The organism is Mucilaginibacter sp. UR6-11 (assembly GCF_020880695.1).
In the GTDB taxonomy this organism is placed as follows: domain Bacteria; phylum Bacteroidota; class Bacteroidia; order Sphingobacteriales; family Sphingobacteriaceae; genus Mucilaginibacter.
Genome location: NZ_JAJIWO010000004.1, coordinates 18829 through 40131 on the forward strand (window position 1 = coordinate 18829; position 21303 = coordinate 40131).

The 21303-nt window shown below is 42.8% G+C and carries 19 protein-coding genes and 1 tRNA gene; 17 read left to right on the forward strand and 3 right to left on the reverse strand.

Annotated elements, in window-relative coordinates:
- Positions 1 to 69: 69 nt before the first annotated feature.
- Positions 70 to 453, forward strand: a complete 384-nt coding sequence (locus tag LJ658_RS10935; protein ID WP_230546546.1) for a YciI family protein — start codon at positions 70 to 72, stop codon at positions 451 to 453.
- A 194-nt stretch (positions 454 to 647) separates the two neighbouring features.
- On the opposite strand, the gene LJ658_RS10940 is transcribed toward LJ658_RS10935, so the two are convergent.
- Positions 648 to 734: transfer RNA gene (locus tag LJ658_RS10940), tRNA-Ser, on the reverse strand.
- A 74-nt stretch (positions 735 to 808) separates the two neighbouring features.
- The gene (locus LJ658_RS10945) at positions 809 to 2872 is read right to left on the reverse strand and encodes an HD family phosphohydrolase (RefSeq protein ID WP_230546547.1); all 2064 of its coding nucleotides are present in this window, start codon (positions 2870 to 2872) and stop codon (positions 809 to 811) included.
- Positions 2873 to 2985: 113 nt separating this feature from the next.
- On the opposite strand from LJ658_RS10945, the gene LJ658_RS10950 reads away from it, so the two are divergent.
- The 12 genes from LJ658_RS10950 to LJ658_RS11005 all read left to right on the forward strand — a co-directional run bounded on the left by LJ658_RS10950 (position 2986) and on the right by LJ658_RS11005 (position 15224).
- The gene (locus LJ658_RS10950) at positions 2986 to 3843 is read left to right on the forward strand and encodes an SPFH domain-containing protein (RefSeq protein ID WP_230546548.1); all 858 of its coding nucleotides are present in this window, start codon (positions 2986 to 2988) and stop codon (positions 3841 to 3843) included.
- Positions 3844 to 3847: 4 nt separating this feature from the next.
- Positions 3848 to 4360 carry a hypothetical protein gene (locus LJ658_RS10955; protein ID WP_230546549.1) on the forward strand — a complete coding sequence of 171 codons (513 nt, stop codon included), beginning with the start codon at positions 3848 to 3850 and terminating at the stop codon, positions 4358 to 4360.
- A gap of 5 nt (positions 4361 to 4365) precedes the next feature.
- A complete protein-coding gene (locus LJ658_RS10960) occupies positions 4366 to 4899 on the forward strand; it encodes a hypothetical protein (protein WP_230546550.1) in 534 nt (177 codons plus the stop codon).
- 2 nt (positions 4900 to 4901) lie between these two features.
- Positions 4902 to 5069 carry an Arc family DNA binding domain-containing protein gene (locus tag LJ658_RS10965; RefSeq protein WP_230546551.1) on the forward strand — a complete coding sequence of 56 codons (168 nt, stop codon included), beginning with the start codon at positions 4902 to 4904 and terminating at the stop codon, positions 5067 to 5069.
- 67 nt (positions 5070 to 5136) lie between these two features.
- Positions 5137 to 6315 carry an acetyl-CoA C-acyltransferase gene (locus tag LJ658_RS10970; RefSeq protein ID WP_230546552.1) on the forward strand — a complete coding sequence of 393 codons (1179 nt, stop codon included), beginning with the start codon at positions 5137 to 5139 and terminating at the stop codon, positions 6313 to 6315.
- Positions 6316 to 6364: 49 nt separating this feature from the next.
- Complete coding sequence (locus tag LJ658_RS10975) at positions 6365 to 7285, forward strand: hypothetical protein (RefSeq protein ID WP_230546553.1); 921 nt, start codon at positions 6365 to 6367, stop codon at positions 7283 to 7285.
- Positions 7286 to 7373: 88 nt separating this feature from the next.
- Positions 7374 to 8864: a POT family MFS transporter gene (locus tag LJ658_RS10980; protein ID WP_230546554.1), complete on the forward strand. Its 1491-nt coding sequence runs from the start codon at positions 7374 to 7376 to the stop codon at positions 8862 to 8864.
- Between the two features lie 120 nt (positions 8865 to 8984).
- Positions 8985 to 9716 (forward strand): polyprenol monophosphomannose synthase, encoded by a 732-nt coding sequence (locus tag LJ658_RS10985; protein ID WP_230546555.1) that lies wholly within the window; start codon positions 8985 to 8987, stop codon positions 9714 to 9716.
- Positions 9717 to 9816: 100 nt separating this feature from the next.
- Positions 9817 to 10839 (forward strand): Holliday junction branch migration DNA helicase RuvB, encoded by a 1023-nt coding sequence (ruvB, locus tag LJ658_RS10990; RefSeq protein ID WP_230546556.1) that lies wholly within the window; start codon positions 9817 to 9819, stop codon positions 10837 to 10839.
- A 95-nt stretch (positions 10840 to 10934) separates the two neighbouring features.
- On the forward strand, positions 10935 to 13262 hold the full coding sequence (locus LJ658_RS10995; protein WP_230546557.1) for a GH92 family glycosyl hydrolase: 2328 nt from the start codon (positions 10935 to 10937) through the stop codon (positions 13260 to 13262).
- Positions 13252 to 14367: a Gfo/Idh/MocA family protein gene (locus LJ658_RS11000; RefSeq protein ID WP_230546558.1), complete on the forward strand. Its 1116-nt coding sequence runs from the start codon at positions 13252 to 13254 to the stop codon at positions 14365 to 14367. Before LJ658_RS10995 ends, LJ658_RS11000 begins: the two co-directional genes overlap by 11 nt.
- Before the next feature lie 71 nt (positions 14368 to 14438).
- Positions 14439 to 15224 carry a polysaccharide deacetylase family protein gene (locus LJ658_RS11005; RefSeq protein ID WP_230546559.1) on the forward strand — a complete coding sequence of 262 codons (786 nt, stop codon included), beginning with the start codon at positions 14439 to 14441 and terminating at the stop codon, positions 15222 to 15224.
- 341 nt (positions 15225 to 15565) lie between these two features.
- Here the strand turns inward: LJ658_RS11005 and LJ658_RS11010 are convergent, their stop codons facing one another.
- Complete coding sequence (locus LJ658_RS11010; RefSeq protein WP_230546560.1) at positions 15566 to 15802, reverse strand: hypothetical protein; 237 nt, start codon at positions 15800 to 15802, stop codon at positions 15566 to 15568.
- Between the two features lie 81 nt (positions 15803 to 15883).
- Here LJ658_RS11010 and queG point away from each other — a divergent pair, with 81 nt between their 5' ends.
- The 4 genes from queG to LJ658_RS11030 all read left to right on the forward strand — a co-directional run bounded on the left by queG (position 15884) and on the right by LJ658_RS11030 (position 21231).
- On the forward strand, positions 15884 to 16813 hold the full coding sequence (gene queG, locus LJ658_RS11015; RefSeq protein ID WP_230546561.1) for a tRNA epoxyqueuosine(34) reductase QueG: 930 nt from the start codon (positions 15884 to 15886) through the stop codon (positions 16811 to 16813).
- 134 nt (positions 16814 to 16947) lie between these two features.
- A complete protein-coding gene (locus LJ658_RS11020) occupies positions 16948 to 17769 on the forward strand; it encodes an AraC family transcriptional regulator (protein ID WP_230546562.1) in 822 nt (273 codons plus the stop codon).
- 75 nt (positions 17770 to 17844) lie between these two features.
- Positions 17845 to 20307: a TonB-dependent receptor domain-containing protein gene (locus LJ658_RS11025; protein WP_230546563.1), complete on the forward strand. Its 2463-nt coding sequence runs from the start codon at positions 17845 to 17847 to the stop codon at positions 20305 to 20307.
- Positions 20308 to 20415: 108 nt separating this feature from the next.
- The gene (locus LJ658_RS11030) at positions 20416 to 21231 is read left to right on the forward strand and encodes a hypothetical protein (RefSeq protein WP_230546564.1); all 816 of its coding nucleotides are present in this window, start codon (positions 20416 to 20418) and stop codon (positions 21229 to 21231) included.
- Positions 21232 to 21303 lie beyond the last annotated feature (72 nt).

Below are 21303 nucleotides of genomic sequence, written 5' to 3' on the forward strand. Positions count from 1 at the left end.
AAGCTTCATCGGTAGGTTCTGTCCCTGTCTCAAAAACATTTGTCTTATAATAAATTTTAAATTAAGGAAATGAAAGAGTTTATGTTACTGATCCGCAATGAAGGTGATGGCAAAGCAGCCTTATCTCCTCAACAACAACAAGAGTTTTTAAACGCCTGCATGGTGCATATCGAAGAGCTTAAAGCAAACAGTAACCTCAAAAGTGCCCAGCCACTGGTGCGCGAAGGTGTTATGATCTCTGGTACGCCCGGTTCATTTAAAGACGGACCTTACGATGAAAACAAAGAAATCATAGTCGGCTATTACCACATTTTAGCAGCTGATCTGGATGAGGCCGTCGCTATTGCGAAACGCAACCCTGAATTTGCTTTTAACACCAGCGCAAAGATCGAGGTTCGCCCAGTCAAGATGCTCGAACCATCTACTAACTACGCTTACCCAAAAGGGGACTAAACGACTTTACGAATAAGATAGCTTCAGAAAACGGATAAAGATATGTTAACCTTTTCTTTTTATTGTGTCGTTTGATGATCATGGTCGACTAACGGTGGACAATAAGATTTAGACACTAAGACGTCCGTTTACGATGATATATAAACAGCAAAACCAGACGATTGTCTGGTTTTGCTGTTGTTGTTGTTGTTGTGCGGTGAGGGAGGGATTCGAACCCTCGGTACAGTTTCCCGTACGTCAGTTTAGCAAACTGATCCTTTCGGCCTCTCAGGCACCTCACCGTGTTATTTTTTCAGTAAAACCCCTTTTTCAGGGACTGCAAATATAGCAAATAGCGTAAGCCCTCAAAAAAAAATTAATAATCAATTCGCACATGATAAATACTCATCAACATCCGCTTAAATATTGTCTTGATTGTTTCGATATCCTTTAAAGTTATATTACTGTCTTTCAATTGGTTTTGATCCAATTTGTATTTCACAATCCGGTCTACCAGCGCGCTGATTGATTTTTCATCAGGCGCTTTTAGTGAGCGTGAAGCGGCCTCAACCGAGTCCGCAAGCATCAAAACACCGGCTTCTTTTGAGAAAGGAATGGGTCCCGGGTACCTAAAAGTGTTCTCATTAATGATTTTTTCAGGAAAATTTTTCAAAAACGATTGATAAAAATAATCAACCCTGGTATTACCATGGTGCGTACGGATAAAATCAATCACTATCTCAGGAATATTTGCTTTCTGGGCCATTTCAATGCCTTTGTAAACGTGCCTGATAATAATCTGGGCACTCTCTTCATAGGTCACCTTATCATGCGGATTAAAGCCCGAATTTTGGTTCTCCACAAAAAACAGTGGATTTTCCATTTTACCGATGTCATGATACAATGCTCCTGCCCTAACCAGTAAAGCATTACCGCCAATGGCATAAATAGCATTCTCGGCCAGGTTAGCCACCTGCAAAGAGTGCTGGAACGTACCTGGAGCGGTAAATGCCATTTCGCGTAATAACGGCGCATTGGTGTTGGTGAGCTCAATGAGCGTAATATCTGATGTGATGGCAAATATCTTCTCGAATAAATAAATTAAAGGATAAGCCAATAAAGTTAGTAGCACGCTTACGGCAAACGGTATAAAGTTTCTCCAGTCAATATCAACCAGGCTTCCCTCTCTGATCAGGGATATCCCCAGGAAAGAAACGAAATAGGTAAACGTTATAATAACTGCCGATATCAGGAATTGCTCACGCCGAACCAGGTTCTTAATACTATAGATAGACACCATGCCTGCCGTAATTTCAAAATAGGCAAACTCGAAACTATTAGGCACAAAGAAACCCGCTATAAGTACCACCAATAAATGGATGTTTAGCGCCAACCGCGTATCAAACAAAATGCGAATGATGATTGGAACGATACAATAGGGTATAAAATATAAATTAGGCAGCTCCAACTTTATCGCCATTGATAAAGTAAATAACATGGCTGTAATTACAAGTAATATCAAACTCACCAGCCTGTTATCAGCATAAATGTCTTTCCTGAAAAGGTAAAGGAATATCATCAGCAACGCTATGGTTATTGATACCAGTAAAAACTGACCGGCCAAAACCAGCTTAGGGTTGCCGTTTATGCGGGCATTGTCTTCAAATGCTTTTTTATAGGATTCAAGTTTCTGAAAAACCTCGTCATTAACTACTGATCCTTTGGACACGATCACTTCGCCCTTTTGTACCATACCGCGGGTTAATGACAGACCTTCCAATACCTCGGCTTCAAGACGTGTTGTTAGCTTATCATCATATATGATATTGCTTTGTATGCGATTTTGGATCATATCCAATAAAAAGGTCTTGTCTATATCTGCATATTTGCCAAGCATTTGGCTGCAATAATTTATGGCAGTCTCCCTGGTAAACAACTCTGCTGTATTTTTTTCAGCCGAAACGTTTTTTTGAAGAATAATTATTGGATAGCCCTGGTTTTGCTGATATTTTGAGTTAAGCGTAATAACACCCTTATCATAAACCTCGCGCAGTAAATTGCTGCCGGCCATAATATATTTGTTTTTTTGCCTGTCATCAATACCGGCATTATGCCATTTTATTTCCAGATCATTTTTAAAACCCTCAATTTGTTGCTGGGCAACCTCGGTATTTAACTGGTAAAGCTGGCTGGTGTTGGCCAATGCATTTTTCCGGTCGGCTTGTATTTCAGCCTGAGTTTTTAGTATCGCAAAGTTATAAGGCGACACCAGGTCCTTTTGGTTCCATATCCTCCCCTTTTCAATTTCATAGCTAAACTTGGCTTGTTTAGGCAACGAATAAACAATCAGGCAAGTACTTACCACCATCATTAAAAATTTAACGTTACGGGCGTATTTGCGCAATAGTGCCTTTTGGCGTGAAGAAGAAAGTGTTGCCATTTATATAACTAAGCCGCCAAAAATAATATAATTTATCCTATCTATCTTTTTTTATTGACTTTATCAAATCAATTTTGATATCTTTGTGATATCATTTTAAAATCAAAACCGTCATGAATACTGAAAAAATTATTAACCCGCCATCAGGTTATTTAACCTTAGTAACATTTTTAATTCTTTTAATAGCAACCATTGTGTGCGGCATCCAACGAATGCCGTTAACCGCCGTTGCTATAGGTTTAATAAACTTTATATTGGTATTACCCGGGCTCATCATCGTTAACCCCAATGAATCAAAAGTGCTTACCCTTTTTGGTAAATATATCGGCACTGTAAAAAAGGATGGCTTTTTTTGGGTCAATCCATTAACGATAAAAAAGAAGGTATCGTTAAAAGCATTTAACTTAAACGGACAACAACTTAAAGTAAATGATAGTGTTGGTAATCCTATTGAGATAGCTGCCGTTATTGTATGGCAGATTAAAGATACCGCAAGCGCAATATTCGCGGTAGAAAATTATCTGCAATATGTCAATATACAAAGCGAGGCAGCAGTAAGGCACCTTGCCAATTCATTTCCGTATGATAATATTGAGGACGAGAATGCAAATATAACTTTAAGAGGCGGAGCAGAACAGGTAAGTATACTTTTGGAGAAAGAGTTAAATGAACGTTTGGACCGCGCCGGGATTGAAGTACTGGAAGCGCGCATATCCCACCTTGCCTATGCGCCTGAGATTGCACACACGATGCTGCAAAGACAACAAGCTTCAGCTATAATATCTGCCCGCAGGCTAATTGTTGAAGGCGCCGTGGGTATGGTAGAAATGGCATTGCAAAGATTGTCAGAAAAGAATATCGTAGATCTGGATGAGGAACGGAAAGCAGCCATGGTTAGCAATTTATTGGTTGTGTTATGCGGCGACAGAAGTGTAAACCCCGTTGTTAACACCGGCACCTTATATCACTAAGAAGATGTATCAGGAACTAAATGCCGGCAAAACAAATGAATTATCCCTGCAAAGGCGCGGATGGTTATTCCCTGAGTATACATTAACTGATAACACCTTCAATTATGGCAAACTAAGCTACAAGGGATTATCTAAGCGTAATGCCACTGTTTGCCTGGCGGGCCATGAATTTAGCTTTAATTTCGAACGGATTTTTAGCAGAGCCATTTTAATAACCGATGAGAAAGGTATGGTTACAGGCAAATGCACCCGCGAACCATTTACACGTACCAGGATATTGACTTTAAAAAGTGGCTTTAGCGCCAGGTTTTACAGGCCATCATTTTTTTCGCGCGAACATGTTTGGGACTCTGAAGGATATGGCAAGCTAATGGGAATCACTAATCATTTTCCTTTTAGCTTAACAACTGACATTCATCTTTATCAGTCGCAAACCCCTGCGTCAATAATCCCGTTAATGATATTTCTGGGAGCACATTTAATTATAGTAAAGAGACAACAAAGAGCAGTACATTAATAATTATGAATAGCAACTTCAGTAAAATTGATGCTTTACGCACCACTCAGCTACAGGTAACCCGTAGCGGCCTGTTTAAACCTGTTTATACTTTAACCGATGGCCAGTTTACTTATGGCCAGATAAGCTGTGGCGACTATTTAGGAAGGAAAATGAATATTGACACTGCAAGTGGCAGCTGGCTGATTAAACAAATTGGTTTCTTAGGAAAGCAAATCCAGATCATAGATAAATCAAAGGCAGAGGTAATTGGCCGGATTACCAAAAATATCTGGGAAACAAAGACCCTGCTGGAGATGAACGATGGATTCAGTGCCCTGTTAAAAAAGGGCCCCGGCTTTTTTTCAAGGGAATTAAACTGGGCGAACGATCAATATGGCGAATGCATTAAAATTATCAGTACCTGTAAATGCACCACGCCGTTTAATATAACTATTGATGACAGGTTACCTAAAACAACCGCACCGGTGGCTTTGATCATATTAATAGGTATTAATTTAGTTTTACAAAGGCAGGCACAGGCGGCAGCAGTAGCTTAATTATGGCTGAAAAGAAAGCATTTATATTAAGAGTGAATCCTGAAATGTTGAAGGAGATAGAAAGCTGGGCGGCTGATGAGTTTAGAAGCACCAACGGCCAGATAGAATACCTGCTGCAACAGGCTCTGCTTGTCCGCAAAAAAAATAATAAAAAGAAAAAAGAAGATTAACAATTACTATGCAAGCATAGTAATTGTTAAAATAAAATAGATAGATTTGTAGTCTAAAATCTATTTGATGAGAGAAGTAGTAATTGTATCGGCAACACGTACAGCTATCGGTAGTTTTGGTGGCAGTTTAGCATCCCTTACCGCAACGCAGTTAGGCGGTATCGTCATAAAATCTGCGGTTGAGCAATCAGGCTTAAAGCCGGAACAGATACAGGAGGTTTTTATGGGGAATGTTTTGTCGGCCAACCTGGGCCAGGCACCGACAACACAGGCGGCAATATTTGCGGGCCTGCCCTATTTACCGGCTACTACAGTTAATAAAGTTTGCGCATCCGGCATGAAAGCAATTATGCTTGCCGCGCAAAGTATCGCTACCGGGCAAAACGATATTGTATTGGCTGGCGGAATGGAAAGCATGAGTAACGTGCCTTACTATTTAAGCAAAGCGCGCACCGGCTATAAGCTGGGTAATGACCTGTTAATTGATGGTTTAGTTGAAGACGGCTTGTGGGATGTTTATAACGATTACCACATGGGCACAGCCGCCGAGCTTTGTGCAACCGAATGTAATATAAGCCGCGAAGAGCAAGATGCTTACGCAACCGAGTCATATAACCGCGCAATAAATGCGCAAAACAACGGCAAATTTGTGAGCGAGATAACCCCTGTCGAACTAAAAAACAAAAAGGGCGACGTTACTTTATTTAGCGAAGATGAAGAACCGGCGACTGTTAAATTTGACAAGATATCATCATTAAAACCGGTATTTAAAAAAGATGGTACAGTTACCGCCGCAAACGCTTCAACGTTAAATGACGGCGCCGCCGCCCTTGTATTAATGAGTAAAGAAAAAGCCGATGAACTGGGCATTAAAGCTATTGCTAAAATAATATCCTATGCCGATGCCCAGCAAGCACCGGAGTGGTTTACTACCGCACCGGCAAAAGCATTACCTTTAGCATTACACCGTGCCGGATTAAATACCAGCGACATAGACTATTATGAAATTAATGAAGCATTCTCTGTAGTATCAATTGCCAACAACCAGGCGCTAAACCTTGACCCGTTAAAAGTAAACGTAAATGGCGGCGCGGTTTCTTTAGGGCACCCGCTGGGGGCATCCGGCGCACGCATTGTAGTAACGCTGCTAAGCGTTTTACAACAAAACAATGGCAAATATGGCGCAGCCGGAATTTGTAATGGCGGTGGTGGCGCCAGCGCAATTGTTATAGAAAATTTACGTTAACCATAAAATCAACTATATTTACGGATAAGTGGGCATTAATATTTTAGCGGTGACAAGAAAATTTGTCTTAACCCTGTTTTCTATTTTATTTCTCTCTCAAGCTTTTGCGCAGGGCATTGATGAGGCTGGGCTTAAACAGCTCAATTTTTACCAGGACAGTTTAAAGCATTTGGGTAGTACAGTCATTAATAATGATAATGAACTGGTGCGCAAAAATGCCAGCTATCAATTTATAAAAACATTGGTATCCGCTTTAAAAACGCCAAACTCTTTTCATTTTCCGTTTGATTCTGTTAAAACTATTACGCTTACCCGCTCGCCTGATGATAAATTCAGGATTTTTAGCTGGCACGTTGCCAATGATGACGGCAGCTACCGGTTTTACGGCGCGATACAAATCAATACCGGGGGCCCGTTAAAATTATACGGCTTGGAAGACTACACCCCTTTGCTAAAAAATCCTGAAGACACCGTTGGCGACAACCGCACCTGGTATGGAGCTCAATATTATACCATTATACCCGTTGGCGTAACCAGGCCCTATTATGTTTTATTAGGCTGGAAGGGCAATAATGACAGATCAACAAAAAAAGTTATTGAAGTACTTTCATTTCAAAACAACAAACCTGTTTTTGGCATGCCGATTTTTAACCGCAATGGTAAGAAACGTGATCGTATTGTTTTTGAATATGCACGGCAGGCATCCATGCTTTTAAAATATGTACCATCTGAGCATTTAATTGTGTTCGACAACCTCGCAGCTCCGGATAAGAAATCAAAAGATAAACTAGAAACTTACGGCCCTGATCTTACCTATAACGGTTATCGTTTAAAAGACGGCACGTGGCATTATATGGATAACATGGACATGAGAAACGTACCCAGTGACCAGGACGAAACCTACATCGATCCCAAGATAACCGAACGGCCAAAAATTTTGCACCCCATTAAGAAAAAACAAATTCAATAAATCTCCAAAAACCGCTAATCTTATAATAAATCCGCTATAATTTTTATTTAAGAGAATAATAGTATTTTAGACAAATTAAACTGATCTTATGTCCACAAACACCTTAACAACTGACGTTGTTACTACTGAAGCGAAATACCCCAGAAGCATCCCCTATATCATAGGCAATGAAGCGGCAGAACGCTTCAGTTTCTACGGCATGCGCTCCATTTTAGCCACTTTTTTGGTCGCGCAATTTTTCAACCCCACGCTTAATCCCGCGATGCAGACGGTAGCGGAAGCTAAAGCGAACGAAAGCACACACTTTTTTGTAACACTTGCTTACACTTTACCCTTTGTTGGTGGCTTAGTGGCCGACTGGTTTACCGGCAAATACAGAATAATTTTGTACATATCCATGGTGTACTGTCTTGGCCATTTATGTCTTTCTGTATTTGATAATAATTTAAACGGATTTATCCTGGGCCTGGTGTTAATTGCAATAGGTGCCGGTGGTATAAAATCATGCGTATCTGCCAACGTGGGCGATCAGTTTGATAAGACCAACCAGGAATTATTATCAAAAGTTTACGGGTGGTTTTATTTCAGTATAAACGCGGGCTCAGTTATCTCAACTATATTAATCCCCTGGGTATACGCAAATTATGGCGCAAAATGGGCATTCGGTATCCCGGGTTTATTAATGGCCCTGGCCACTATAATCTTCTTTTCGGGCCGCAAAAAATATGTAAAGGTGCCGCCGGGCGGCATCAATAAAAATAATTTTGTTTTTATATCTGTATACGCACTGTTTAACATCGGCAAAAAACAAAAGGGGCAGTCGCTTTTAGATGTTGCAAAAGGCGAGTTTAACCCCGAAAAAGTTGAAGGCGTAAAGGCCGTATACCGGGTAATGGCGGTATTTATATTCGCGCCTATTTTTTGGGCGATGTGGGATCAAAACTTATCCGAATGGGTTTTGCAGGCCGAGAAGCTGGACAGGCATATTAACCTGGGCTTTTTTAATTTCACTATTTTGGCCGGGCAGGTACAAACCGCAAATCCAATTTTCTTATTATCATTTATCCCTTTATTCACCTACTTTGTTTATCCCTACCTGGATAAAATAGGCATTAAAACCACACCATTGCGCCGCATAGGTGCAGGTTTGGCCCTAACCGCTTTATCGTTTGTAATAATTGCATTTGTACAAAAAAGTGTTGACGCAGGTAATCACCCGTCAGTATGGTGGCAAATATTTGCTTACGTAGTATTATCTGCTGCCGAAGTTTTGGTGTCTATTACCGGCCTTGAATATGCATATACACAAGCACCAAAATCAATGAAAAGCACCATGAGCGCTATCTGGTTATTAACTGTAGCCGCAGGTAATTTATTTGATGCCCTGATTAACGGCAATATTTCAAGAGGCGGATTTTTTTCACGCTTTGCGGGTGCTGATTTTTACTGGTTATTTGTGGGTATTTGCACCGCGTTTTTGGTAATCTATTTATTCATATCGCCACGCTTAAAAGAACGCAGTTATATTGCAGATCCGGAAACGGAAAATGAGGCTATTGCCGAAACAAATAATCTATAGTTATTTAATACTTAAAAAAAAGCAGGAAAGAAATTATCGTTTCCTGCTTTTTTTATTTCATATAAGGGCTAAATCTACTATTTTAGTAAACTATTTACCGTAAAAGACCAATCTGCCAAAGTGCCTGATAGCCTAGTAATTATACCTACCTACAATGAAAAAGAAAATATTGAGCGGATGATCCGCAGGGTTTTTTCTTTGCCTTTTGATTTTCATTTGCTCATTATTGATGACGGGTCGCCGGATGGCACCCAAATAATCGTAAAAAATTTGCAGAATACTTATCCCGACAGGCTATTCCTGGTAGAACGGGAAGGTAAACAGGGGCTTGGCACTGCCTATATACATGGCTTTAAATGGGCCATTGAACATCAATACGAGTATATTTTTGAAATGGACGCCGATTTTTCGCATAACCCGGATGACCTTATCAGGTTAAGAACCGCTTGTGTTGAAGGTGCTGATGTTGCCGTCGGATCCCGCTATATAAAAGGCGTAAATGTGGTTAACTGGCCAATGAGCCGGGTATTAATGAGCTATTTCGCTTCGGTATATGTTAGGTTTATAACCGGCGTAAACATACAGGATTTTACTGCGGGCTTTATGTGCTATAAGCGTAAAGTGCTTGAAACCGTAGAGCTGCATAAAATAAAATTTGTGGGCTACGCCTTCCAGATAGAAATGAAATATACGGCGGTAAAACATGGATTTACAGTTACCGAGATCCCTATCATATTTACCGATCGCACGGCCGGCGCCTCAAAAATGTCAAAAGGCATTTTTAAAGAAGCTATTTTAGGTGTATTAAGAATGAGGATCAACAGTATCTTCAGGAAATATCCCGAAGGGTAAAATCAGCGGTTAAAGATCAGCGCCTATCCCCTTAATTTATTCTTAAAAAACTATTCGCTAATCTTTAATCTCTAATCTTTAATCTCTAAATTCGCCTTTAATGAACGAGCATCTTGATCCTGACGGCGAACGCCTATCCCCTGCCGAGCGCGATATCGAAAAAGTTTTACGTCCGCAGGCTTTTGAGGATTTTACGGGCCAGTTTAAAATACTAGAGAACTTACGGATATTTGTACAAGCGGCACGCCAGCGCGGTGAGGCCCTTGATCACGTATTATTACACGGCCCCCCGGGATTAGGCAAAACTACCTTGTCATATATCATCGCTAATGAAATGGGGGTTGGCATAAAAATAACCTCGGGCCCGGTTTTGGATAAACCCGGGGATCTGGCAGGCCTGCTGACGAATTTAGAAACCGGCGATATTTTATTCATTGACGAAATACACCGTTTAAGTCCGCTGGTTGAGGAGTATTTATACTCCGCCATGGAAGACTTTAAAATAGATATTATGCTGGAGAGCGGCCCCAATGCGCGCTCAGTTCAGATATCGCTTAACCCGTTCACCCTGGTTGGCGCCACTACCCGTTCCGGACTATTAACGGCGCCGTTACGTGCACGCTTCGGCATTAATTCGCGGCTCGAGTATTATGACGCCAAGTTATTAACTACCATTGTATTACGCTCTGCATCCATATTAAAAACACCAATCAGTGATGAGGGCGCTTATGAAATTGCCCGTCGCAGCCGTGGCACGCCACGTATAGCTAATGCCCTGTTGCGCCGCACGCGCGACTTCGCACAAATAAAGGGCGACGGAAACATAGATACGATAATTGCCAAATATGCGCTTAATGCCTTAAATGTAGATGAGCATGGCCTTGATGAAATGGACAATAAGATACTATCTACCATCATTGACAAGTTTAAGGGCGGCCCGGTTGGCTTGAAGACCATCGCGACTGCCGTAGGCGAAGATGAAGGCACCATTGAAGAGGTTTACGAGCCGTTTTTAATACAGGAGGGTTTTTTAATGCGCACCGCCCGCGGACGCGAAGCCACCGAGAGTGCTTACAGGCATTTGGGTAAAATAAAACTCGGCGGAAATGCTTCCTTATTTTAAGTTTTTATTATTACTATTGCCGTTACAATTAAACTGTTGGCACCTTAAATTATAACCAACCAAACACATAGTTTTATACACTATAAATAACTTTTATGAAACGAATATTACTCTTTGCATTGTTATTGATATGCAGTAGCACTTTTGCCCAAATGGTAACCAAAGTTACCGATCCGGTGGATTGGGTTAACCCGCTAATGGGCTCCTCCTCTAAACCCGACCTATCAAACGGCAATACCTATCCATGTATAGCTTTACCGTGGGGCATGAACTTCTGGACCCCGCAAACCGGGTCAAATGGCGACGGCTGGGCTTATACCTATGACGCGCATAAAATAGTAGGCTTTAAGCAAACTCACCAGCCATCACCCTGGATGGGCGATTACGGCCAGTTTTCTATAATGCCGATGACCAAGCACTTAAATGTCACACAAAATGACCGTGCCAGCTGGTTCTCACATAAAGCAGAGGTTGTTAAACCTTATTATTACAGCGTTTACCTAGCAGATCATGACATAACAACCGAAATTACTCCGACAGAACGTGCCGCTCAGTTCAGGTTCACTTTCCCTAAAACTGACAGTTCATTTATTGTGGTAGACGCCTATGATAAAGGATCGTACATTAAAGTAATTCCGGGCCAAAACAAGATAGTTGGTTACTCAACCAGATACGCTGCCGGTCAGCTAAAAAACTTCAAAAATTACTTTGTTATTTATGTTGACAAACCATTCACTTTATCACGAACTTATAACCTGACTGAAGAAGAAAAAGGCGGCCGTGGCGGTCGTAACAGAACAGAAACAGCCTCATTAAACGGCTCTTTAGAATCAACTGCAGATCACGCGTTAGCGGCAATCGGTTTTAAAACCCGTGCCGGCGAAACTGTTAACCTGCGCGTTGCATCGTCTTTCATCAGCATTGAACAGGCCGAACTTAACTTAAAAAGGGAAATAGGCGGCGACAGCTTTAATGCAACAGCACAAAAAGGAAGAGCCGTGTGGAATAAAACTTTAAGCCGGCTATCGGTATCAGGCGGCACGATTGATCAAACCCGCACGTTCTATTCATGCCTTTACCGCATGCTTTTCTTCCCTCATAAAATGTATGAGCTGGATGCAAAAGGCGTACCGACACATTACAGTGCACAAAACGGAGAAGTTTTACCCGGCTATAAATTTGCAGGCACAGGCTTCTGGGATACATTCCGGGCTTTATACCCATTCCTGAATCTGGTATATCCGTCAGTAGACAAAGAGATGCAGGCCGGCCTTGTTAATGACTATAAAGAAGGCGGCTGGTTGCCAGAGTGGTCAAGCCCCGGTTATGCTGATTGTATGATTGGTAATAACTCGGCTTCTATAGTTGCTGACGCTTATTTAAAAGGCATCCGTGGTTATGATATCAATACCCTTTGGGAAGCTGTAAAACACGGCGCAGACAATACCGGCCCTGAAGCTACCGGCCGGCGGGGTGTTGAATATTACAACACTTTAGGCTACGTGCCTTATGATGTTAAGATCAATGAAAATGCTGCCCGTACGCTAGAGTATGCTTATGATGACTTTGCGATTTATAAATTAGGTAAAGCTTTAGGCAAACCTGAATCAGAAATTGCGATCTACAAAAAAAGAAGCTTAAACTACCGTAACCTGTTTGATAAATCAATTGGTTTGATGCGCGGTAAAAACAAAGACGGTTCATGGGAAACACCATTCAATCCACTAAAATGGGGTGACGCATTTACCGAAGGCAATGCGTGGCACTATAGCTGGGCGGCTTTACATGACATCCAGGGTATGATCGATTTGGAGGGTGGTAATAAAGCTTTCATAAACAAATTGGATTCTATCTTCATTATCCCTCCTGTTTTTGATGACAGCTATTATGGCGGCGTTATCCATGAGATCCGCGAAATGCAGATCGTAAACATGGGGCAATATGCACATGGCAATCAGCCTATTCAACACATGTTATATTTATACAATTTTGCGGGAGAGCCCTGGAAATCACAAGAACACATCCGTGATGCTATGGCCAAATTATACAAAGCTACGCCTGATGGCTATTGCGGTGACGAGGATAACGGCCAGACATCAGCCTGGTACATATTCTCGGCAATGGGCTTTTACCCGGTGTGCCCTGCAAGCAGCCAATATGTAATAGGTACGCCTTTGTTTAAAAGCATTACGGTTAGTTTAGAAAACGGCAAAAAGCTGGTAATAAACGCACCAAATAACAGTGATAATAATAAATATGTTAGTGCCATATCTGTAAACGGAAAGCCATACAATAACAACTGGTTTGGCCATGCTGCTTTAACGCAGGGCGGGGTTATTAACTTCAAAATGTCGGCGTTCCCGAACAAAACCAGAGGTACACAGCAATCAAGCTTCCCTTATTCATTATCAAATGAAAAGTAAAAATTTGAGCTTTTTAAAAAAGCTTACTTTATTGGCGTTGTTTACAACTTGTGCATTTACGATGGTAAATGCACAAGACACGCGCCTGCGCCTGGGCATATATGGTTTAAACCATGACCACATCAGCGGCTTTTTTGGGCAGATGAGATCAGGCAAAGCAAATGTAGTTGGCGTATATGAGCCGAGCAAAGCCCTTTGGGAAAAATACAAAAAACGGTTTAAACTGCCCGATTCACTTTATTTTGATGACGTAAATAAAATGATAAAGGCCCGCAAACCCGAGGTCATGCTGGGCTATAATGCGGTAGGCAAGCATGTTGATATTGTGGAGCTATGCGCCCCTTTACATATCCCTGTCATGGTTGAAAAACCGTTAGCGGCAACACTGGCACAGGCAAAACGCATGGAAGCACTGGCCAATAAATACAAAATCAAATTATTGGTTAATTATGAAACAACCTGGTACCCGTCGTTTCAATATATCTACAATATAGTTAACCAGGACAGTATAGGCAAGATACGCAAAATGGTGATCCGTGACGGACACCGTGGACCGGTTGAAATTGGTTGCAGCCCCGAATTTTTGGCGTGGTTAACTGATCCCGTTTTAAACGGAGCCGGCGCGCTTAACGACTTTGGTTGCTATGGCGCTGACCTGGCTACCTGGTTAATGCACGGCCAAAGGCCTATTGCAGTTACTGCTATCGCTAAACACTACAAACCATCTGTTTATCCAAAAGTTGAAGATGACGCCACCATATTGGTTGAGTACCCTACCGCTACTGCATCTATCGAAGCATCATGGAACTGGGCATTAAATTTAAAGGATATGGAAGTTTGGGGCGAGACCGGTGTTATACACGCATTTGATGGCAACAACGTTCAATTTAAAACTAAAGAAGGCAATTTTGGGATGGTGAATAAACCAAAAGCCATACCGGCACCCAACAATGATCCGTTGGTTTACCTGACGGCTGTGCTGCGCGGACAGATCCCCGGAACAGACGACCAGGCTTCTTTAAAATACAACATGATCGCCATGGAGATCCTGGATGCTGCCAAACGGTCGATCAACGAAGGCAAAAGAATAGTTTTACAACCGTAAAACATTATCAGGCTTACGCGGTTTTTACAACTTCGTAAGTCTTTCTATTTATTATAAATATCAATTATTACATGTCAAAAGTATCTATCGCTTTATTATCGGTTTGTTTATTAATAACCAACGCATTTGGTCAGGCCTCAAATCCGGCTGCCATTATGGCCCGCAAACAAGTACCTATTTTATGCTATCATCAAATACGCGACTGGCGCCCCAAAGATTCTAAAAACGCGAAAGACTATATCGTGCAGATTGCCGAGTTTAAAAAACATATCAAGATGCTGGCAGACAGCGGCTACCATACCATATTGCCGGATCAGTTATATGCCTATTTAACAACAGGCGCCGCTTTACCTAAAAAGCCAATTATGCTTACGTTTGATGATACGGACGAAGATCAATACACCATCGCCGCCCCTGAGTTGAAGAAATATGGTTACAAAGCGGTTTATTTTGTGATGACGGTATCAATTGGCCGCCCGCATTATATGACCAAAGAACAGGTTAAAGCATTATCAGATGCAGGCAATATCATTGGCAGCCATACCTGGGACCACCACATGACCAGCAAATACAAACATGACCCTAATCCTAAAAAGGATGATTGGGTGATACAGGTTGACAAACCAACCGCTAAACTGGAAGAGATAACCGGCAAAAAGATAAACTACTTTGCTTATCCGTTTGGTATCTGGAACAAATCAGGCTTCCCTGAACTACATAAACGCGGTTTTAAAATAGCCTTTGCTTTAGCAGACAAACGCGACCCTAACGATCCGTTGATGTGCGTGCGCAGGATCCTGGACAGCGGTTACTGGAGCGCTAAAACTTTAAGCAACAGCATCCGGAACAGCTTTTAATCTTTTAATCTTTTAAAGAGTAATAGTATTTTACAACAAAGCCGCTTCATTTATTTGAAGCGGCTTTGTTGTTTCAGGACGACATGGTGATCCACTTAAAAATATGGATCACCCGGATCACCGTTTTTATTTAAACAGCTGAAAATAAAATACTTAACAGTTCAAGCGGATCACTTTGGATCAGTCTTATTCGTCAGGATTTTTATGCCTGATAGTTAATTAAAATACTTATAATCAAGCAATTAAAAATAAGTGTTTTTTACCATTTTTTTGACCGGTGGATCACTAAAGTGGATCACCCCTTTTTCAAAAAATAGCGGGTCCTAAACGATAATATTGCGCTACAGGGCTTCTCCCTTAGGCCCCGCGCCTTTATTGGATGCATCCTCTCCTTTTTTCCGTGGTGTGGGGTCGCCTATATTATCATCGGGGGTAGGTGTCTTAGCTGCGTCGCTGTCGGCTTCATTTGTTGACGGCTCTCCCTTTTCCAGATCATTATCCCCGTCTTTGTTAGTTACTGATGTGTCGTCATTGGTAATCTGATCATCCTTTGGATCACTATATGCTGAATTTTCCATGGCTTTTTTGTTTTAGGTATTATCTATCTTGTTAACATCCAATCAAAAGGTCTGTTTTTTATTTATGTTATCTTTGCAGTAATGCAGCAAAACCGGTCGGCCTATAGTGAATTGATCAAAGCGGAAGCCAAAAATCTGGGCTTCCTGTTTTGCGGTATATCCAAGGCTGATTTTTTAGAAGATGAGGCGCCGCGACTGGAAGCCTGGCTTAACAAAAACATGCACGGCGAAATGCAGTACATGGAAAACCATTTTGACAAGCGCCTTGACCCGCGATTGTTAGTTGACGGCGCAAAATCAGTGATATCGCTGGGGCTTAATTATTATACGGACAGCACGCAGGCTGATCCGGCTGCGCCCAAAATCTCCAAATATGCTTACGGGCAAGACTATCACACCGTAATAAAAGATAAGCTCAAACAACTACTAGCTATCATCAATGAAAAAATTGGCGAAGTGGGCGGCCGGGCATTTGTCGACTCGGCACCGGTGCTCGATAAGACCTGGGCAAAAAAAGCAGGACTGGGATGGATAGGTAAAAACACCAACCTGATCAATCAAAAAACAGGTTCATTCTTTTTCCTGGCCGAGCTGATTGTTGATATTGAACTGGCGTATGATACTGAACCAACCGCCGACCATTGCGGAACCTGCACCCGGTGTATTGATGCCTGCCCCACAGACGCTATTGTAGGCCCTTACGTGGTTGACGGCAGCCGTTGTATATCCTATTTAACCATTGAGCTTAAAAACGAGCTGCCGCCGGAATTTAAAGGAAAAATGGACAACTGGATGTTTGGCTGTGACATCTGCCAGGATGTATGCCCCTGGAACAAGTTCTCGGTGCTGCATAACGAGCCTGCATTTAACCCGCACCCTGATTTGTTACAGCTAAACAGTAATGATCTCCGGGAGATAACAGAAGATGTGTTTCAAAAAGTTTTTAAAAACTCGGCTGTTAAACGTGCCAAGTTCACCGGGTTAAAACGAAATATTAATTTTCTTGGATGATCGCCGTCGCCGGGAAGTGTTTACAAGTTATCGGTAAAGCCTGTTTCGTTACTGTATGGGGAATAACCATACCTCCCCTTTTCCTCACCAGCATTATTCTTGTTTTTAACGGATAGTCATTAACTTAGGCCGTCATGAAGGCGATACCTGTCAAGTCGAAGATCGATGCTTTGCAACTGTTAAAAATCAGTCCTTTTAAAGAGGTTATCAAACCTACGGTACCCCATAAACACGCGGATTATTTCGAGCTGATTTTTTTGAGCCAGGGTGCCGGATCACATGTGATCGACGACCGTATTTATGATGTACTGCCGCCTGCGGTTTATTTTTTAAAACCCGGTCAAACCCATTGCTGGGATTTTTCGTGTATACCCAGGGGATTTGTCATCCTGTTCCGCGAAGAGCTGTTAAACCGCGAAAGTTTGGAGATTGTTTACCGCCTGCCCGCACACAGCCGTGTCGGTGACAGCGAAACCCTGCTCGAGCTGATCAGCCGGTTTCACCGGGACTACCTGGCGAAAAGTTCCGCCGCGCTGCTCAGGAGCTATTTACAGCTGATCCTGTTAAAGGTATCGGAAGAACAGTACCGTCATAACCTGCAGCCTGAACAGCCCTTCAATCAGGTTTACTATCGCTTTAAAGGTCTTCTTAATGAACGCTATCAAAACGTCAGAAAGATAAAGGACTACGCGGCTATTTTAGGTATACCAGCTGGCCGGCTAAATGATATTTGTAAAAAAGCCTCGGGTAAAACACCTTCAACAATACTTAACGAACGGCTTTTGCTGGAAGCCAAAACACTGCTGAGCCATACTGCCCTGACCATAAAAGAGGTGGCGGCCGAACTTGATTTCGCCGATACTTCGCACTTTGTAAAATTCTTCAAACTGAAAACCAACCTCACGCCGGGCCAATACAAGGAAATGGCCATACCACAAGTCCACAGGGCCGTTTAATTATACCGTAAATGGCAGGCAACCTACCGTAACCACCAGTTACCGATACTTACTTTTGGGTCGCATGTGCTGTCTATGAAAACACGTTTAACTTTAAGCTGCCTGATCTTGTTTGTTTCGCTGAGCGCGCTGGCCCAACGCGCTGCTATCAAAGGAAAAATCACAGATTCAAAAACGAAATCACCGGTTGAGTACGCCAGTATCGCTCTTTTTAAAAGCACCGACTCTTCCCTGGTTGCGGGCCAGGTAACCGGGAACGACGGCGCCTTTGTATTTAACGGGTTGCAGCCGGGTAGTTATCGGCTCAGGATCGTTTTTATCGGTTATGAAACCAGGTACATCCGGGATATTAAGCTTGACGGGGCACCGGCTGACCTGGGTAACATCCAGCTAAACCCGTCTACAAAGATGTTAAGCGAAGTTGCGGTATCCGGGCAAAAAGTGTCCGCGCTGAATAAAATTGACAAACAAAGTTATAAAGCCGGGCAGTTCGAGTCGGCAAAGGGTGGTTCGGCGATAGACGTTTTAAAGAACCTGCCCTCAGTCGCGGTTAATTCAGAAGGCGATATCAGCGTGCGCGGCGCGGGCGGTTTTATGGTACTTATCAACGGTAAACCGGTTCTGGCGGATGCACAAACCGTATTGACCCAGTTACCCGCCAACGCTATTGATAACATTGAACTGATCACCGCCCCTTCGGCTAAATACGACCCGGACGGCCGTGGCGGTATCATTAACATCATCACCAAAAAAGGCACCGCCGACGGGTTTACCCTGACCGCCAATGTACAGGGCGGTTTGCCCAGCACCACTGATTATAATAACCTGGAGAAACCAAAACGCCTCGGTGGCGATGCGACCATTAATTTCAGAAAAAAACAATGGGATGTTTCCGTCGGCTTAAACTATACACGTAACGACAACGAAGGTTATCGTGAAGGCGACGTTTACACAAAGAATGCCGGCAATAATACCATCACCCGCTTCCCGTCTGCGGGCGAGCGCAGCTTCGACCGGTATAATTACGCGGGTCGTTTATCAGTAAGCTATGCGGCAGATGCCCATAACGTGATATCGGGTGGTTTTTACAGCGGAAAAAGACACCAGGCACGTTTAGCCGAGCTGCTTTATCATAATACTACTGCCGACCTGGCTACCGGTGCACTGATCAAAAGTACCACCTATTTCAATTCCAATCTGCAAACGAAAGAGGGTACCTTCAACCTGGGCAACCTGGATTATTCCCATACCTTTGCCGATAAATCAAGTTTAACCGCCAGCTTGCAATATGAACATGATAACCTGTACGGTTCAACGCTCAACCGTAACCTGAAATACCCCAATACGGCAGACACCATTCAACTGGTCAATAATCCGTATAAAAGGCCAATCAACGCCTTCCGCTTTAAGCTGGACCATAGCATCAACATCGGAAACGGCAAACTTGAAAGCGGTTACCAGTTTCGTCATGATACGCAGGATGGCACTTTTGATTATTTTGTAACCCCGGCAACTTCACAACCCGATATCGCCAAATTCAGGGGCAGCACGCATGCCGTTAATGAGATCAATGCGCTTTACAGCCAGTATACCGGGAAGGCGGGCCAGCTGGATTATGTAGCGGGCCTCAGGTATGAATATGCAACCCGGACGGTGGTTCTGTCCTACGATCCCAACCCGCATAACCTGAACCTGTCCAACCTGTTCCCGTCGGCCAGCCTGTTATATCATCTTACTGCCAGCACCAACCTGAAAGCCGGTTACAGCAAACGGGTACAACGTACCAGCAACCTTGAACTGAACCCCATACCCGAACGGGAACATTCGGAGACATTGGAGGAGGGCGACCCCGACCTGCTGCCTGAATTTGTCGATTTGGCTGAGCTCGGTGTGAACCATGTATTCAGCAAGGGTTCTTTTTTTAGCACGGTTTATTACCAGCACATTCAAAACCCAATTCAGCGGCTGAACAGTGTTTATGCCGATACGATACTGAACCGCGTTTATACCAATGCCGGCAGCGCCCGGCTGTTTGGACTGGAGGCGGGACTTAATATTTCGCCGTTTAAGTGGTGGACGCTTTACGCCGGCGCCAACCTGTACAACTATAAGATCCATGGCGATATTGATATCCTGAACGTGCCTTTAACCCTCTCTAACACCCGCTGGGCATACTCGCTTAACGGTAATTCAAGCTTCGCGCCGGGTAGTAACTGGGGCGTACAGGTTAATATCAATTACCTGTCAAAGCGGCCGGCGGCCCAGGGCGAAGACAGCCGGTTTTTTGTACCGAATACCGCTGTCAAAAAAACAATGATGAAAGGACGGTTCACCGCCTCGCTGTTGTGGCAGAACATGAATATGGGCTTTTTGGGGGCCAATAAACAGCGGATCACCACCTCTGGCCCGGCATTTTACACAACGACGAACTATATTTCAGAAACGGATGTCTTCCTGATCAACCTTAGTTTTAACCTTAACCGGTTTACCAGCAAACTCAAAATGCCGACAAGCGAAACCGGCGACCGGGAGTTTTAAGTCATCGTCAGAAAAACCAGGCATTTACACCAGTTTAACATGAGCAATTTTATTTTTTAACTTTAATATACGAAACATATCGTATATCTTTAAGTAAATTATTATGAAATGAAAACGAAGTTTAAATTCATACTGCTTACCTGCCTGGCACAAATGATTTCTTTGGATTTATTCCCTCAAAAACTACCTAATAAACAAACCGTTAGCCTGTGGGCACCGGCTAACCTGAAAATTGATGGTAAAACAACCGAGTGGAATAATCATTTCCAGGCCTATAACCGGGCGGTTGAGATTTATTATACGCTTTCAAATGATGATAAAAACCTGTATCTCACGGTTCAGGCAACCAACCGCGCAATTATCAACAAGATCATCAATGGCGGTATTAGTTTCAGTATTACACCATCGGCTAAAAAAAATCAAGATGCAATAACTATTACCTACCCGGTGTTTGAAAGTTATGCCAGGCCGGGTTTAAATACGGGTAAAGCTTTTTTTGAGCAATCATCAACCAATATAGCTCTGGCCGATTCTATTGTGACGCTCAATAACCGCCGGCTGGAAGAAAAATCCAAACTGATCATGGTGACCGGCATTAGGGAAATTGACACGCTTATTTCGGTATACAATGACCACAATATTAAAGTGGCCGAAAAATTTGATAGCAAAATGGCCTATACTTATGAATTAGCCGTTGCGTTGGCTAACCTTGGGCTTTCCACAAACAAAGCAGGAAAATTTAATTATCATATTGTATTAAACGGTGAGAGCATACTGCCCGAAAGAGCGCCAGTTACGTCATTAAAGCAAGTCAGGCTATCGCCGGATATGAGCGACGGCCTGGTGGCCGCAAAATTAGGGCTGGAGGCCCAAACCACTTCGCCCACGGATTTTTGGGGCGAGTATACTTTAGCAAAAAACTAGGCACATCATCATTTATCGTAATTTAAGCATTCGGCCTGAAATAATGCTGAATTTTTACAAAACAGGTTCCCG